The organism is Pigmentiphaga sp. YJ18 (genome assembly GCF_038066655.1).
In the GTDB taxonomy this organism is placed as follows: Bacteria; Pseudomonadota; Gammaproteobacteria; order Burkholderiales; family Burkholderiaceae_B; genus Pigmentiphaga.
Genome location: NZ_JBBUKU010000006.1, coordinates 241,550 through 256,667, shown reverse-complemented (window position 1 = coordinate 256,667; position 15,118 = coordinate 241,550). Strand labels below are relative to the sequence as shown.

Sequence of the window (15,118 nt, the reverse complement as noted above, 5' to 3'; positions counted from 1 at the left end):
GGGCGTTCGTGTCAAGTTGGAACGGCACGGACAGTCGTGGCGCACGAGCATGTCTGGCGATGTTCCTCGGGAAATCCCTGGTCAGGATTATAGACTTAATCTATATAATGGTATTACAGTTAGTGCAAATGCAGATCACGACCATTCACTCGAAGCCAGGGATCAAGATGAGACAAGACCAAGCGAATGCCGCCCCCCAGGGCGGCGAAGTCATTCCGGCGCAATCGGTAGGCGAGTCCTACCTCGCGCTGCTCAAGCAACGCGGTATCGACTACTTCTACGTCGGCGCGGGCACCGATACGGTATCCATCGTCGAGGCCTACGCCCGCGCGGACCAGTCCGGCATCGCTTTCCCGACGCCCGTGCTGTGTACGCACGAGAACCTGGCCGTGGGCATGGCACACGGCTACTACATGATTTCGCAGAAGCCCCAGGTCGTGATGCTGCACGTCAGCGTGGGCGCGGCCAACGCGGTGTGCGGGATCATGAACGCCTCGCGCAGCCAGGTCCCGATGCTGTTCACGGCCGGGCGCACGCCGCTGTTCCAGGACGGCAAGCGCGGTTCGCGCAACGGCGAAATCCACTGGGCGCAGGAGATGCTCGACCAGGGCGGCATGGTGCGCGAGCTGGTGAAGTGGGACTATGAACTGCGGGACGGCTGCAACATGGAGCAGGTGGTCGACCGCGCCATCGGCATCAGCATGACCGAGCCGCGCGGACCCGTCTATCTGATGCTGCCGCGCGAGATCCTGGCCCAGGAAGTGGACGGCTTCCGGCCGTCCAAGCCCGTGGCCATTCCCGCGCCGCCCCATCCGGATGCCCAGGCCGTGCGCGAACTCGCCCGGCGGATCGCCGCGGCCAGCCATCCGGTCATCGTCACCACCGCCAGCGGCGCGGATCCGGAAACCGTGGGCCTGCTGGTCAAGCTGGCCGAACGATTCGGCGTGGGCGTGGCCGAGGCCAAGGCTCGCCACACCAATTTCCCGTCCAGCCACGCGCTGCACCTGGGACACGATGCGGACGCGGTCTTCGCCCAGGCTGACGCGCTGCTGTTCCTGGAGACCGACGTGCCCTGGATCCCGGGCAAGACGCGGCCGCGCGACGAGGCCTTCGTCGCCCATGCCGGCACCGATCCGCTGTTCAACCGCTATGCGGTGCGCAGCTTCCGCTCCGATCTGACGCTGACGACCAACGCCCGCGCATTGATCGAGGCGCTGCATGCCGCGCTGGAAGAACTGGGCGCGGCCGACGGCGCGGCCGCCCGCCGTGCCGCCCTGGAAGCGTCGGCCGCCGCCACGCGGCAGGCCGCGGCCGGCGTGATGCAGCGCGTGCTGGCCAAGGACGGCCCCATCACCAAGCTGTTCCTGACACACTGCCTGGACGAGGTGCGTCCGCAGGACGCGATCCTCGTCAACGAGTATTCGGCCATCCGGCCGCAGATGTGCTTCGACGAGCCCGGCACCTACTTCGGCAATCCGTCCGCCGCCGGCCTGGGCTGGGGCCTGCCCGCCGCGCTGGGCGCGCAGCAGGCGGCACCCGACAAGACCGTCATCTGCGTGGTGGGCGATGGCGCGTACATCTTCGCCAATCCCGCCGCCTGCCACCACGCGGCGGCGGCGCACAAGCTGCCGGTGTTGACCGTGGTATTCAACAATGCCCGCTGGGAAGCCGTGTATCGATCGACGCTCACGGTCTATCCGGGCACGCATGCCGCCCGCTATGCGGAAGAGCACGAGACCAAGACCGGTCCGCTGTCGTCGCTGGACCCGGTGCCGGACTTCGAGAAGTACGCCGAGGCCTCCGGCGGCTGGTCCGAGCGCGTGACGCGCCGCGAAGACCTGGTCCCCGCGCTCAAGCGCGCGCTGGAGGTGGTCAGGAAGGAAAAGCGCCATGCGCTGCTGAACGTGATCGGCGCCTGACCCCGGGGGCCGGTATCGTGAGCGCCAGCCTCCACGTGCACATCCGCGCCATCCGCTACGAGGCGCGGGGCATTCTTTCGTACGAGCTGCGGCCGCTGCCGCACGAGGGCGGCGCGGAACTGCCGCCCTTCACCGCGGGCGCCCATGTCGACGTCCACCTGCGGGACGGCATGGTGCGCAGCTATTCCCTGCTCAACGACGATGCCGAGCGCGGGCGCTACGTCATCGCCGTGAACAAGGATCCCGCTGGCCGGGGCGGATCGCGCTACATGCACGAAGCCTTGAAGGTCGGCGACAGCCTGGCGATCAGCGCGCCGCGCAACCACTTCGCGCTGGACGAAGGCGCCAGGCATTCGGTCATGATCGCCGGAGGCATAGGCATCACGCCGCTGTGGTCCATGGTCCAGAAGCTTGAACGCCTGGGCCGCTCGTGGGAACTCCACTACAGCGCTCGGACCCGGCAGCACGCGGCGCTGCTGGACCGGTTGGAGCAATTGCCGCCGCAGGCCCGGCGGCGCGTGCACGTCAACTTCGACCAGGAGCCGGGCGCGCGGATGCTGGATCTTGCCGCCATCGTATCCGCGGCGGCGCCGGATGCGCATTTCTATTGCTGCGGTCCCGCCGGCATGCTGCGCGCCTTCGAAGCGGCCACCGCGTGCCGCGATGCGGGCTGCGTCCATCTGGAGCACTTCGGCGCCGACGCCGCGCCGGCACCGGCGCGGGGGGGATTCACGGTCCATCTGGCGAAGGCCGGCCGCGACGTGGCGGTGCCGGCGGGTTCCTCCATCCTCGACGCCTTGCTTGGCGCGGGCGTGGACGTGGGCCATTCGTGCCTGGAAGGCGTGTGCGGCAGTTGCGAGGTGGCGGTGCTGGAGGGCGTGCCGGAGCATCGCGACCTGGTCCTGACCCGGGCGGAGAAGGCCAGCAACCGGAGCATCATGGTCTGCTGCTCCGGCTGCAAGGGCGAGCGCCTGGTCCTGGATCTTTGAACGGGGCGGGAACGCCGCCCCGCCGGCTTCAGGCGCCCGCCAGCCGCTTCTCCACCAGGCCCTGCACCGCCTTGTCGTAGCTGGCCGCGAACTCCGCGAACACCGGGTCCGATTCCATGGTTTTCCACCAGCGCGCGATCCGGCCCGTGCCCGCGGTCGGATCCGCGAGTCCGAACATGGGCGCGGCCACGCGGCGGATCTGGACCATGGGCGGCAGCAGCGCGCAGTCGGCCAGGGACGGCTGGCTGCCGGCGGCATAGGGCGCATCGGCCATGTGGCGTTCGACGTGGGCCAGCCCCGCCGCCAGGCCTTCGAGCGCCGCCGCACGGGCCTTCAGGTCGGCGTCGGCCACGCCCACCTGTCGCATTAGCGTGGTGCTGTGCGCCGCGGCATACAGGTCGTAGACGCGGGCGATGAGACGGGCCCGCGCCTTGTCCCGCGGCGTGCCCGGCAGCCCCGGGCGCTCCGGATGCAGGTCTTCCAGGTAGTCGCAGATGACGCTCGATTCGGGCAGCGACTGGCCGTCGTCCGTTTGCAGCACCGGTATCTTGCCGATCGGGTTGATGGCCTTGAACTCCGGCGAATGCAGGCCGCCGGGGGGCGATTCGCGGGTCAGGTCCAGGCCCTTGAGCCGCGCGAACAGCATGACGCGGGCGGTATAGGGCGAGGGGGGAAAGCCGATGAGTTTCATGAGGGTCTCCTTGGGTGGACGAGTGGCGCAAGGCTTGCACCATTATGTATATAGTAATACAGTATGCGTAATTAAGAATCCAAGTCAAGGCAGGGGACAGCCATGCATATCGAGTCGGTGTCGTGCATCGACGACCTGCGGCGTGCCGCGCTGGCGCGGATCCCGCGATTCGCCTACACCTTTCTGGCCGGCGGCGCCGGCAACGACGCCGGGGTGCGCCGCAACGAGGAAGCGCTGGCGCGCCTGCTGTTCGCCCCGCGCGGCATGGCGACGGGGCGCGTGGACACGAGCGTGCAGCTGTTCGGCCGCGCCTATGCGCAGCCCTTCGGCTTCGCGCCGGTCGGCATGGCCAACCTGGCCTGGGCCGGCTGCGATCTCATGCTGGCCGAGACGGCCCAGCGCGAATCGCTGCCCTATGTGATCAGCACGGCCGCGTCGACCGAATTGGAGGAACTGGCCGGGCGCGCGCCCGACAGTTGCTGGTTCCAGCTCTATATGCTGCGCGACGATGAACTGAACTTCGCGCTGCTGGACCGGGTTGCGGCGGCGGGCATCGAGGTCCTGGTCGTGACCGTGGACACGCCGGTGCGCTCGCGGCGCAACGGTTCCATCCGCGAGCGCTTCGAGCAGCCGTTCCAGCCGCATCCGCGCTTCGTGCTGGACGTGGCGCGGCATCCGCGCTGGGCCTTGCGCACGGCGCGCGCCGGCATGCCCAATCTGATGAATTATTCGCGCTACGTGGAAGGCGGCGACATCCACCGGGTGGCCGCCTTCATGAAGGCGCAGTCGCGCGGCGGCGTGAGTTGGGGCGACATCGCCATGCTGCGCCGGAAGTGGAAGGGCCCGCTGGTGGTCAAGGGCATCCTGGATGCCGGCGATGCTTCGCGCGCGGCCCGGGAGGGCGCCGATGCCGTCTGGGTGTCCAACCACGGCGGCCGGCAGCTCGAATCCGCGCCGGCCACCATCGCGGTGCTGCCGGCGGTGCGGGAGGCGGTGGGGACGCTGCCGGTGCTGTTCGACAGCGGCGTGCGCGGCGGCGAGGACATCGTCAAGGCCGGCGCACTGGGGGCCACGATGGCCTTCTGCGGGCGCGCGCCCATCTTCGGCGCGGCGGCATTCGGCGCCGCCGGCGTGGCCAAGGCGCATGCGGTACTGGCCGACGAGGTACGGACGACGCTGGCGCAGATCGGCTGCCGCCGCTTCGGGGATTTGTCGCCGGCCTTCATCCACCGCGGCGAGCCCGGGCAGGGCGAGCCTGCCGAGGCGGCCCGCGCGGCCTGACGAGCCTCCCACGAGACGTGGATTATTCCGGGCTGATGCCTTCGGCCTTGATGACCTGCTTCCAGCGATCGAATTCGGAACGGGTAAGGCGGCCCAGGTCCTCGGGCGAGCCCAGGGCCACGTTGAAGCCCGTATCGGCCAGCGCGGTGCGCATGGCCGGTGCATCGAAGATGGCCTTCAGTTCGCGGTTGAGCCGCGCCACGACAGGCGCCGGCGTGCCCGCCGGCGCGTACAGCCCGACCCAGACCGCCAGCCGGTAGCCGGGATAGCCCAGTTCCTCCAGCGTGGGCACGTCGGCCATCAGCGGCGAGCGCGCGCCGCCCGTCTGCGCGATGGCCTTGAGCTTGCCCGAGGCAACCAGCGGCCGCGCCGCCTCGATGGGCGCGATCATCATGGTCACGCTGCCCTGGACCACGTCCATGAGCGCGGTGTTCAGGCCGCTGGCGGGGATGTGGCGCATCTTCACCCCCACCATGTTCTGCAGCACGGTCGTATACAGGTGGGCGGTGGACGCGATGCCCGGCGAGGCATAGGACGCATCGTCGGGACGGGCCTTGAGCAGGGCCACCAGTTCCTTGAAGTTGCCGGCGGGCGTGTTCGCGCCGGTAACGACGACCTGGGCGCTTTCGGCGATCTGGCCCACGGGTACGAAGCTCTTGACCGGATCGTAGGGGGTGGGGCGGAAAGCGGGCGTGATGACCAGCGTGGTGGGGCCGACCATCAGCGTGTGGCCGTCCGGCGCGGCGCCGGCGGCATAGGCCGTGCCGATGATGCCGCTGGCGCCCGAGCGGTTCTCGACGTAGGTGTTCTGCCCCAGCCGCTGCGACAGTTGTTCGGCCGCGCGGCGGGCAATGGCGTCGGCGCTCGTGCCCGGGCTGTAGGGCACGACGATCTTGATCGCGCGGCGGGGGTAGGGCGACGGGGCGGCCGGGTCGGGCTGCGCCTGGACGCCGGTGCAACAGACGAGCAGCCCGACCGCGAGCGGCAGTCCGGCTGAGAACGGGAACGCGTGAACCATGGCTGTCTCCATATTGGGGTGGGACCGGCTTTCTGTGCGCCGGGCTCTATCTATAATATATAATATATATAAATCTTGAAAAGAGAAAGCATGCTTCGCACGTGACGGCGCCCGCCGCCTTTGATCAAAGGCGGCGGGCCGGGTCCTAAAAAAGTGGGGGCGTCAGTCCCCGCGCGAGGCGGGATCCGCTTCCTGGGACAGCGTCCTGGCGCGCTGGTAGGCCAGCCGCTCCTGCATGAGCCGGGCCGCCTCCAGGCCGTCGCCGGACTCGATGGCCTCGAGCAGCAGCTTGTGGTGGCGCACGATGCGGACCGCCGAGGCCGAGGTGAGGTTGGGGCGCAGCACCGGTTCGAGCACGAAGCTCAAGGCATGGAACTGGGCCAGCAGGATGCGGCTGTGGGAGGCGCGCACGATGGCTTCGTGAAAACGCATGGCCGCATCGGCGAAGCGGTCGAGTTCATTTTTCAGCGCAGACAGCTCGGCCAGGACGGCGCGCAGATGTTCCAGGTCGGCCTCGTCGCGCCGTTCGGCGGCCAGCCTGGCGGCCATTTCCTCGATCGCCATCTGGGCGTCGAACACTTCGCCCGAGGTGATGCCGATGAGCTTCAGATGGATGGCCAGCGCGTCGGCCAGCCGGTCCGGGTTGCCCTGGGCGACCCAGACGCCGCCGCGGGCGCCCATGCGGATCTCGACGATGCCGAGGCCTTCCAGGGTGCGCAGGGCATCGCGCGCCGCCATGCGGCTGACGCCGAACTGCTCGGACAGCGCGGCTTCGCTGCCCAGGAACTGCCCGGCGACGATTTCCCGGCTCAGGACCGCCGCCCGTATCTGCGCCACGATGCCGCCCGACAGCGTGGCGTTGGGGACGGCTGCCCACGACGGGGGCGAAGAAAGGGACTTGCTGGCCAATCCGGTTCCTTTGAGCGCAAAGCGTGATGGCGGTGGACCGCATTATAGGGTGCCATACCTTGTCGGGTTTAAGTATGATATATAATATAGATAGGCCAAGGAGCCTCGCGCTCTTCCTTTCGATCCTTAGACACTGGCTGATCATGCTGAACCAAGAGAAGAACGAGTTGCTGACCCGCGTGGGACGGGGCACGCCCATGGGGGACCTGCTGCGGCGCTACTGGATGCCGATCGCGGGCGTCACGGAGTTCGAGCGCCGCGCCACCAAGCCGATGCGTCTGTTCGGCGAAGACCTGGTGCTTTATCGCGACCTGGAGGGCAAGTGGGGGCTGGTCGATCGCCACTGTCCCCACCGCCGGGCGGACCTCGTCTACGGCTTTGTGGAGTCCGAGGGGCTGCGCTGCAACTACCACGGCTGGCGTTTCGGCGCGGACGGCGCCTGCCTGGAGCAGCCCTACGAGGACGTCGCCCATCCCGAGGCCCGGATGAAGGACCGCATCCGGATCACGGCCTATCCCGTACAGGAAAAGGCGGGTCTCCTGTGGGCCTACATGGGGCCGGCGCCCGCGCCGCTCCTGCCGGACTGGGAAGCCTTTTCCTGGCCCAACGGCTTTCGCCAGATCGTCATCTCGGAAATCCCCTGCAACTGGTTCCAGTGCCAGGAGAACTCCATCGATCCGGTGCACTTCGAATGGATGCACAACAACTGGAGCCTGCGCCAGCGGGGCGTGCTGCAACCCTATTCGCCCGCGCACAAGGAAGTCGGCTTCGAGGAATTCGAGCACGGTTTCCTGTACCGGCGCGTCCGGGGCAATGGCAGGAAGGAGGATCCGATGTGGGCGGTGGGGCGCGTGTGCCTGTGGCCCAACGCCGTCTTCCTGGGCGACCACTTCGAATGGCGCGTCCCCATCGACGACGAGAATACGCTTAGCGTGTGCTGGTCCTACACCCGCGTTCCCCGTGAAAGCGAACCCTACGTGCAGGCGTCCATTCCCACCTGGCACGGTCCCATCCGCGACGAAAACGGCGACTGGATCTCGTCGCACGTGATGAACCAGGACTTCGTGGCATGGGTGGGGCAGGGGCGGATCGCCGACCGCAGCCTGGAGAACCTCAGCGCCAGCGACCGGGGCATCACCATGATCCGCAAGAAATTCTTCGAGGAACTGGACGCCGTGGCGGCGGGCGCCGACCCCAAGGGGGTGCTGCGCGATCCGGAGCGGAACCACAAGGTGGAACTGCCGCTGGCCTTTCGCGAGATCCTGACCGGCGGCATGCCGCTGGCGGAACTGAAGGCCCATCCGATATTCGGCCGGCACTTGCACGACTACGTCTTCCAGGCCGGCCAGCCCGAGCCGGTGGCGCGCGCCTATCGCGAAGCCATGGGTCTGGACGAGGGCGGCGGCCACTGAGCCCTGGTCCAAACGCGGTGGATATGTATAATACTGTATGAGTGTTATAGCGAGGATGGAGGAGACCCACCCATGATCATCGATTGCCATGCCCACGTAAGCGCGCCCACGGAACTGTGGGCCTACAAGGCGAGCCTGCTCGCCAGCCGCGGCAGCCACGGCCGCGGCAAGGTGAAAGTCACGGACGACGAGATCCGGGCCGCCGCCAACAAGGCCGAGACCTGGCCGATGGGGCACCTGGACTACCTGAAGAAACACGGCACCGACCTGCAACTGGTGTCGCCCCGGCCTTTCCAGTTGATGCAGTCCGAGCGCCCGGCGCGGATCATCGACTGGTTCACCGAAGAGTGCAACAACATCATCTACCGGCAGACCCAGCTCTTCCCGGAGACCTTCGCCGGCGTGGCCGGCCTGCCCCAGGTGGCGGGCGAACCGGTCGAACGGGTGCTGCCCGAGCTAGAGCGCTGCATCCGCGAACTGGGCTTCGGCGGCTGCCTGCTGAACCCCGATCCGTTCGAGAACGGTTCGGAAGAAGCGCCGCCGCTGGGCGACCGCTACTGGTATCCGCTGTACGAGAAGCTGTGCGAGCTGGACGTGCCGGCGCACATCCACGGCACGGGCTCGCGCTCCGAGCGGGTGCCGTACTCGCTGCACTTCATCAATGAAGAGACGGTGGCGGTGTTCGGCCTGCTGAACTCCAACGTCTACAAGGACTTCCCCGACCTGAAGGTGGTGGTGAGCCACGGCGGCGGCGCCATCCCCTATCAGCTGGGCCGCTTCCAGGCGCCCTCGCTGCGGCGGCCGGAAGGCGACCGCTTCACGGATCGCATGGAAAAGCTCTACTTCGACACGGTGCTGTATACCGAAGAGGCGCTGCGCCTGCTGATCAAGACGGTGGGCGTGGACCGCTGCCTGTTCGGCACGGAGTGCCCGGGGGTGGGGTCGTCGGTGAATCCGGCCACCGGCCGGTCGATGGACGACGTCAAGCCCATGATCGAGGGCTTCGACTGGCTGAGCGCGTCCGACAAGAAGAAGATCTTCGAGGACAACGCCCGCAAGGTCTTCAAGCTGCGGCAGTAGGAACCAGGACGGGGCCGCCGCCGGCGCGCCCCGCGCCCGAAGGGACGGACATGAGCACGACCGCCATCGCGCCCGCGCTGCGCACCCCCGTATCGCTGCTGACGGGTTTCCTGGGCAGCGGCAAGACCACGCTGCTGGGCCGCCTGATCCGCCATCCGGGCATGGCCGACACCGCGGTCATCATCAACGAGTTCGGCGAAATAGGCCTGGACCATCACCTGGTCGAGGCCGTCAGCGGCGAGGCCGTGCTGCTGGCCAGCGGCTGCGTCTGCTGCACGATACGCGACGACCTGGCCGCCACGCTGCGCGAGCTGCACGACAAGCGCGAACGGGGCGAGATCCCGGCCTTTCGCCGGGTCGTGATCGAAACCACGGGGCTGGCCGATCCCGCGCCCATCATCCATTCGCTGCTCAAGCATGCCGACGTCCGCCAGCTGTACGCGCTGGACAGCGTGATCTCGACCGTCGACGCCGTCAACGGGGAAGCCCAGCTCGATCGCCAGCCCGAATCCGTGAAGCAGGCGGCGGTGGCCGACCGGCTGGTGCTGACCAAGACCGATCTGGCGGACGAGGTCCGGACCGAGGCGCTGCTGCGGCGGCTGGCGCGGCTGAACCCCGAGGCCGACGTGGTGCGCGCCGACCGCGGCGAGGTGGATCCGGCGCGCCTGTTCGAGGTGGACGCGCTGCCGCGGCATCGCGCCTCCGAATCCGGCGATGAACCGGAATCGGACGGCTACCTGGCCGACGTCATGCGCCACGTCTGCAGCCCGGACTGCGACCATGCGGGCAGGCCGGGCCGGCACGACGCCGGCATACGCACGCATGCCTTCCGCTTCGCGCAGCCCCTGGACTGGGAGCGCGTCAGCGCCTGGCTGGGCGGGCTGGCCTATTTCCATGGCGATGCGCTGCTGCGGATGAAGGGCCTGCTGAATCTGCGCAACGAAAGCGCGCCGGTCGCGGTGCACGCGGTGCAGCATCTGTTCCACGATCCCGTCACGCTGGCGCGGTGGCCCGACCAGGACCGCGATTCCCGCCTGGTGTTCATCACCCAGGGCCTGGACCGGGAGGTGATCGCCGATGCGCTCGCCCTGGCCATGGCCGAGGACTGACCATGACAATGTATCGAACGCACGCCGTGATCCAAGGAGAAGGAAATGGCTGAGGTAGTGTGCGCGCTGGCGTGTTCGCACGGCCCCCTGCTGGCGACGCCGCCGGACATGTGGGACCTGCGCGCCGGCTCCGACCGCGAGAACAAGCGGCATTGGTACCGCGGCCGGCAAATGGACTACGCCACGCTGCTGGCCGAACGGCAGCCGGGCTTTCACGACGAGGCCGGCCTGTCGCAGCGGCAGGTGCGCTACGACGCCTGCCAGCGAGCGCTGGACGAGATGGCGCGGCGCTTCCGCGCGGCGCGGGCGGACGTGGCCATCATCCTGGGCAACGACCAGCGCGAGGTCTTTCGCGAGGACCTGACCGCCGGTTTCACCATTTACGCCGGCGAGGAGATTCCCAACACCCCCTTGTCCGAAGAGCAGGTCCGGCGCCTGCCGCCTGGCGTCGCGGTGGCCGAGGAAGGCCACTGCCCGCCGGGGGGCGCGGTCTACCCGGGCGACAAGCGGATCGCCGAGAGCCTGGTGCAGACGCTGGTGGCCGAGTCCTTCGACGTGGCGGTGTCGTACCGGCTGCCCGGCGGCATGGACCGCCAGCACGGCATCCCCCATGCCTTTGGCTTCATCTATCGCCGCATCATGGAGGATGCGCCGCCGCCGTCGGTGCCGGTCTTCACCAATGTGGGCGTGCCGCCCAACCGGCCGCTCACGCAACGCTGCCTGCAGATGGGGCACGCGCTGGCCAAGGGCATCGCGGCGTTGCCGTCCGACCTGCGGGTGGCGATCGTGGCCTCGGGCGGGTTCACCCATTTCGTCGTGGACGAGGAACTGGACCGCCGGATCCTGGACGCCATGCGCCGGGGCGACGAGGCGGCGCTGGCCGCGGTGCCCGAGTCGCATTTCGAGGGCAATACCTGCGAGATCAAGAGCTGGTATCCGCTGGTGGCGGCCATGAACGACCTGGGCCGCAAGATGGAAGTGATCGACTACGTGCCGTGCTACCGGACCGAGGCCGGGACGGGCAGCGGCATGGCCTTCGCGTCGTGGCAGTGACGCGGCGCAAGAACCAAGGGAACGCAAGACATGGATAGCAAGGACATCGTGCGGCGCATGCAGCGCATCGACAGCTGCGCCTTTTCGGATGCGCTGGACAAGCTGGGATTGAAAGGGACGGTGACGGGCCTGCCCAGGCGCGCCGCCAGCCGCCGCATCGCCGGGCGGGTGGTGACGCTCAAGCTGGTCGAGGCCTCGCAGGCGCCCCGGCACGACGGACCGCCCCGGCACCTGGGCACGACCGCGATCGAGTCGGCCGAGCCGGGCGACATCGTCGTCGTCGAGCAGCGCACGGGCGTGGACGCGGGATCGTGGGGCGGCATCCTGTCGCTGGGCGCGAAGCTGCGAGGCCTGGCGGGCGTGATCGCCGACGGCCCGGTGCGCGACGCCGATGAGGCGCACGAGTACGACTTTCCCATCTATGCGCGCGCCACCACCGCGTTCACCGCGCGCGGCCGCGTGGCCGAGGCGGGCACCAACGTGCCGGTGCGGATCGGCGACGTGACCGTCGAGGCCGGCGACTACGCGGTCGCCGACAGCAGCGGCGCGGTGTTCATTCCCGCCGCCCAGGCCGAGGCCGTGCTGCGCGTGGCCGAGGAGATCGCCGCGCGCGAGGCCGCCATGGCCCGGGCGCTGATGGCCGGCCGCCGCATCACCGACGTGATGGGCGCCAACTACGAGAACATGCTGGCCCGCTGAGCGCGGACCGGCAACCAGGAACAACCGGAGACGACATGGACAAGAACGTAGAACGCATCGCCAGGCTGGATACCGCCACGCTGAGCGACGCGCTGGACAGGCTGGGCATCCAGGGCCAGTGCCACGGCATCAAGCCGCGCACCGCCGGCTTCCGCCTGGCGGGGCGCGCCTTCACCATCCTGTACGGCCCCGCTTCCACGCCGCCGGGCACGGTGGGCGATTTCATCGACGACGTCCCCGACGGCCACGTGGTCGTGCTGGACAACGGCGGACGGGTGGACTGCACCGTGTGGGGCGACATCATGACCGAGATCGCCCATCGCCGGAAGCTGGGCGGTACCGTGATCGACGGCATCTGCCGTGACGTGTCGCTGTGCATGGACCTGGGCTACCCGGTGTTCAGTCGCGACCACTGGATGCGCACCGGCAAGGACCGCGTGCAGGTCGAGGCCACCAACGTGCCGGTCAACATCGGCAATGCCCGCGTCGCGCCGGGCGACCTGTTGCGCGGCGACGCCGACGGGCTGATCGTGGTGCCGCAGGTGCACGAGGAAACCGTGCTGGCGGCGGCCGAGGAAATCGCGATGGTGGAGGACCGCATCCGCGAGGCGGTGCGAGGCGGCATGCGCCTGGACGAGGCGCGGCGCGAATTCGGCTACCACACCCTGCAGACGAGGAAGAAATGAGCCAGAGCCGCTTCCCGTTCATGTCGCTGCCCACCGTCACGGTGGACATCGAGCGGCCCAGTCCGGCCCAGCTGGAGCAGGCTTCGGCGCTGCCCAGTTCGACCCTGCACGAAGCGGCCGGCAAGATCGGCGCGCTGCCGTCGGCGATCAAGCCGGTGCATCCCTCGTTCCGCATCTGCGGTGCCGCCGTCACGGTGCAGTCGCCGCCGGCCGACAACCTGTGGCTGCATCGCGCCATCGTCGCCGCCCGGCCGGGCGACGTGCTGGTGGTGCATGTCGGCGGCCACTACGAGGCGGGCTATTGGGGTGAGGTCATGTCGCAGGCGGCCCGCGCCCGGGGGCTGGCGGGGCTGGTCATCGACGGCTGCGTGCGCGACGGCGCCATCCTGGAGCGCTTCGGCTTTCCCGTCTTCGCGCGCGGCCTGTGCATACGGGGCACGGGCAAGGACTTCGATGCGCGCGGCTGGATCAACGCGCCGACGCTGTTCGGCGACGTCACCGTGCAGCCGGGCGACCTGATCGTCGGCGACACCGACGGCGTGGTCGCCATCCCCCGGGCCCGCGTCGACGAGGTCCTGGCCAAGGCCCGCCAGCGCGAGGAGGATGAAGCCAGGATCATCGAACGCCTGGCGGCCGGCGAAAACTCCCTGGACATCTATAACTGGAACCGGTGACCGGCTATAGGAGGAACAGCGTCGCCAGGCCGAGGAAGATGAAGAACCCCATGGTGTCGGTCGCGAAGGTCAGCAGCACCGAGGAGCCGATGGCCGGGTCCTTGCCGAAGCGGCTGCGGGTCAGGGGGACCAGCATGCCTATGCAGGCGCCGACCAGCAGGTTCAGGGCCATGGCGGCCATCATGACGAGGCCGAGCGAGTAGCGGCCCGAGATCGCCCAGGCGAACAAAGCGGCCACCGCGCCGCCGCCCAGTCCCACCACCAATGCGATCTCCAGCTCGCGCCGCACCAGCTTGCCGACGTTGGCCGAGTTGATGCGGCCCACCGCCAGCGCCCGGATGATCAGGGTCATGGTCTGGTTGCCGGAGTTGCCGCCTATGCCCGCGACGATGGACATCAGGAAGGCCAGGATGACGATGTGGCCCACGGTGTCCTCGAAGCGCGAGGCGACGAAGGCGGCGGTCGAGGCGGTGCACAGGTTGACCAGCAGCCAGGGCGCGCGGTTGCGGATGGCCTGCGGGATGGGCGCGAAGATGTCTTCCTCCTGCAGACCGGCCTTGGACAGCGCCTGCTCGTCCGAGGCCTCGCGGATCACGTCCACCACCTCGTTCACGGTCACGCGCCCGATCAGGCGGCCCACGGCGTCCACCACCGGCGCCGACACCAGGTCGTAGCGCTCGAACGCGGCGGCGGCCTCGTCGGCTTCGTCCAGCGGCGCCAGGGTCAGGATCTCGGTTTCCATCACGTCGGCCACCTGCGTCTCGGGGTCGCTGACGATGAGGCGGTTGATGGCCAGGCTGCCCATCAGCTTGTCGTGCCGGTCGACCACGAAGATCTGGTCGGTGTGGTCGGGCAGTTCCTGCAGGCGCCGCAGGTAGCGCAGCACCACTTCCAGCGTGACGTCGTTGCGCACGCGGACCATCTCGAAGTCCATGATGGCCCCGACCGAATCCTCGGGGTAGCTCATGACTTCGGTCAGGCGGGCGCGTTCCTCGTCGGTCAGGCCCTTCTGGACCTCGGCCACCACCTCGGGCGGCAGGTCGGGTGCCAGGTCGGCCAGCTCGTCGGCTTCGAGGTTCTCGGTCGCGGCGACCAGTTCCTCCTGGTCCATGGTCGAGATGAGCGACTCGCGGACCCAGTCGGCCACTTCGAGCAGGATCTCGCCGGCCCGTTCGGGGCGGACCAGTTGCCAGACCGCCTGCCGGTCTTCCTTGGGCAGCGATTCGAGGATGAAGGCGATGTCGGCCGGATGCAGGTCCTCGAGCAGCGCGCCGAGTTCGGCGTCATGCTGGCGATGGACCAGGGCCTCGACCAGCGGGGCGCGGGTATCGCCGGCTTCCTGCCGGTGCACCAGTTCTTCGACCAGGTGCTGGCGTCGCAGCAGTTCCTGGACATGCTCCAGGGCTTCCTGGGCATCTTCGGGCTCGAGCCGATTGCGCTCGAGCGATTTGAGTTGGGTTGCTTGTTCGACCATCGCGCGGGAAAACACAAGACGGCCCCGCACGGGCCTTGGGTCTGGCGCCTGACGCGGGCGGACTCAGATGGGGCTCGAACGCGGGCCGGGGAACAAAAGGCCGGCTGGTAGTAAGGGTCTAGGT

At 68.7% G+C, this 15,118-nt stretch carries 14 protein-coding genes; 10 read left to right on the top strand and 4 right to left on the bottom strand.

The window, feature by feature from the left end; all coding sequences use genetic code 11:
- Positions 1-167 precede the first annotated feature (167 nt).
- Together WKR98_RS27960 and WKR98_RS27955 are read left to right on the top strand one after the other, a co-directional pair.
- Complete coding sequence (locus WKR98_RS27960) at positions 168-1,919, top strand: thiamine pyrophosphate-requiring protein (RefSeq protein ID WP_161567923.1); 1,752 nt, start codon at positions 168-170, stop codon at positions 1,917-1,919.
- 14 nt (positions 1,920-1,933) lie between these two features.
- Positions 1,934-2,908 (top strand): PDR/VanB family oxidoreductase, encoded by a 975-nt coding sequence (locus tag WKR98_RS27955; RefSeq protein ID WP_124692487.1) that lies wholly within the window; start codon positions 1,934-1,936, stop codon positions 2,906-2,908.
- 28 nt (positions 2,909-2,936) lie between these two features.
- On the opposite strand, the gene WKR98_RS27950 is transcribed toward WKR98_RS27955, so the two are convergent.
- On the bottom strand, positions 2,937-3,599 hold the full coding sequence (locus tag WKR98_RS27950; protein ID WP_124691195.1) for a glutathione S-transferase family protein: 663 nt from the start codon (positions 3,597-3,599) through the stop codon (positions 2,937-2,939).
- Positions 3,600-3,701: 102 nt separating this feature from the next.
- Here WKR98_RS27950 and WKR98_RS27945 point away from each other — a divergent pair, with 102 nt between their 5' ends.
- On the top strand, positions 3,702-4,880 hold the full coding sequence (locus WKR98_RS27945) for an alpha-hydroxy acid oxidase (protein ID WP_341435271.1): 1,179 nt from the start codon (positions 3,702-3,704) through the stop codon (positions 4,878-4,880).
- A 22-nt stretch (positions 4,881-4,902) separates the two neighbouring features.
- On the opposite strand, the gene WKR98_RS27940 is transcribed toward WKR98_RS27945, so the two are convergent.
- A complete protein-coding gene (locus WKR98_RS27940) occupies positions 4,903-5,898 on the bottom strand; it encodes a tripartite tricarboxylate transporter substrate-binding protein (protein WP_161567922.1) in 996 nt (331 codons plus the stop codon).
- A gap of 162 nt (positions 5,899-6,060) precedes the next feature.
- Entirely contained in the window at positions 6,061-6,807 is a 747-nt protein-coding gene (locus tag WKR98_RS27935) for a FadR/GntR family transcriptional regulator (protein WP_124691193.1), read from the bottom strand.
- A 143-nt stretch (positions 6,808-6,950) separates the two neighbouring features.
- On the opposite strand from WKR98_RS27935, the gene WKR98_RS27930 reads away from it, so the two are divergent.
- The 7 genes from WKR98_RS27930 (at position 6,951) to WKR98_RS27900 (ending at position 13,520) form a co-directional block, all read left to right on the top strand.
- Positions 6,951-8,219 carry an aromatic ring-hydroxylating dioxygenase subunit alpha gene (locus tag WKR98_RS27930; protein ID WP_341435270.1) on the top strand — a complete coding sequence of 423 codons (1,269 nt, stop codon included), beginning with the start codon at positions 6,951-6,953 and terminating at the stop codon, positions 8,217-8,219.
- Between the two features lie 72 nt (positions 8,220-8,291).
- Positions 8,292-9,299 (top strand): amidohydrolase family protein, encoded by a 1,008-nt coding sequence (locus WKR98_RS27925; RefSeq protein WP_124691191.1) that lies wholly within the window; start codon positions 8,292-8,294, stop codon positions 9,297-9,299.
- 50 nt (positions 9,300-9,349) lie between these two features.
- Positions 9,350-10,408: a CobW family GTP-binding protein gene (locus WKR98_RS27920; protein WP_341435269.1), complete on the top strand. Its 1,059-nt coding sequence runs from the start codon at positions 9,350-9,352 to the stop codon at positions 10,406-10,408.
- 45 nt (positions 10,409-10,453) lie between these two features.
- Positions 10,454-11,461: a DODA-type extradiol aromatic ring-opening family dioxygenase gene (locus WKR98_RS27915; RefSeq protein ID WP_341435268.1), complete on the top strand. Its 1,008-nt coding sequence runs from the start codon at positions 10,454-10,456 to the stop codon at positions 11,459-11,461.
- A 30-nt stretch (positions 11,462-11,491) separates the two neighbouring features.
- A complete protein-coding gene (locus tag WKR98_RS27910; RefSeq protein WP_124691188.1) occupies positions 11,492-12,160 on the top strand; it encodes an RraA family protein in 669 nt (222 codons plus the stop codon).
- Positions 12,161-12,195: 35 nt separating this feature from the next.
- Positions 12,196-12,846: an RraA family protein gene (locus WKR98_RS27905; protein ID WP_124691187.1), complete on the top strand. Its 651-nt coding sequence runs from the start codon at positions 12,196-12,198 to the stop codon at positions 12,844-12,846.
- Positions 12,843-13,520 carry a 4-carboxy-4-hydroxy-2-oxoadipate aldolase/oxaloacetate decarboxylase gene (locus tag WKR98_RS27900; RefSeq protein ID WP_124691186.1) on the top strand — a complete coding sequence of 226 codons (678 nt, stop codon included), beginning with the start codon at positions 12,843-12,845 and terminating at the stop codon, positions 13,518-13,520. Before WKR98_RS27905 ends, WKR98_RS27900 begins: the two co-directional genes overlap by 4 nt.
- Before the next feature lie 4 nt (positions 13,521-13,524).
- Here the strand turns inward: WKR98_RS27900 and mgtE are convergent, their stop codons facing one another.
- Positions 13,525-14,994, bottom strand: a complete 1,470-nt coding sequence (mgtE, locus tag WKR98_RS27895; RefSeq protein WP_124691185.1) for a magnesium transporter — start codon at positions 14,992-14,994, stop codon at positions 13,525-13,527.
- Positions 14,995-15,118 lie beyond the last annotated feature (124 nt).

Coding starts and splice junctions, on each gene's coding strand:
- WKR98_RS27960 (WP_161567923.1), top strand. CDS start 168: ATGAGACAAGACCAAGCGAATGCCGCCCCCCAGGGCGGCGAAGTCATT.
- WKR98_RS27950 (WP_124691195.1), bottom strand. CDS start 3,599: ATGAAACTCATCGGCTTTCCCCCCTCGCCCTATACCGCCCGCGTCATG.
- WKR98_RS27945 (WP_341435271.1), top strand. CDS start 3,702: ATGCATATCGAGTCGGTGTCGTGCATCGACGACCTGCGGCGTGCCGCG.
- WKR98_RS27940 (WP_161567922.1), bottom strand. CDS start 5,898: ATGGTTCACGCGTTCCCGTTCTCAGCCGGACTGCCGCTCGCGGTCGGG.
- WKR98_RS27930 (WP_341435270.1), top strand. CDS start 6,951: ATGCTGAACCAAGAGAAGAACGAGTTGCTGACCCGCGTGGGACGGGGC.
- WKR98_RS27925 (WP_124691191.1), top strand. CDS start 8,292: ATGATCATCGATTGCCATGCCCACGTAAGCGCGCCCACGGAACTGTGG.
- WKR98_RS27920 (WP_341435269.1), top strand. CDS start 9,350: ATGAGCACGACCGCCATCGCGCCCGCGCTGCGCACCCCCGTATCGCTG.
- WKR98_RS27915 (WP_341435268.1), top strand. CDS start 10,454: ATGGCTGAGGTAGTGTGCGCGCTGGCGTGTTCGCACGGCCCCCTGCTG.
- WKR98_RS27910 (WP_124691188.1), top strand. CDS start 11,492: ATGGATAGCAAGGACATCGTGCGGCGCATGCAGCGCATCGACAGCTGC.
- WKR98_RS27905 (WP_124691187.1), top strand. CDS start 12,196: ATGGACAAGAACGTAGAACGCATCGCCAGGCTGGATACCGCCACGCTG.
- WKR98_RS27900 (WP_124691186.1), top strand. CDS start 12,843: ATGAGCCAGAGCCGCTTCCCGTTCATGTCGCTGCCCACCGTCACGGTG.
- mgtE (WP_124691185.1), bottom strand. CDS start 14,994: ATGGTCGAACAAGCAACCCAACTCAAATCGCTCGAGCGCAATCGGCTC.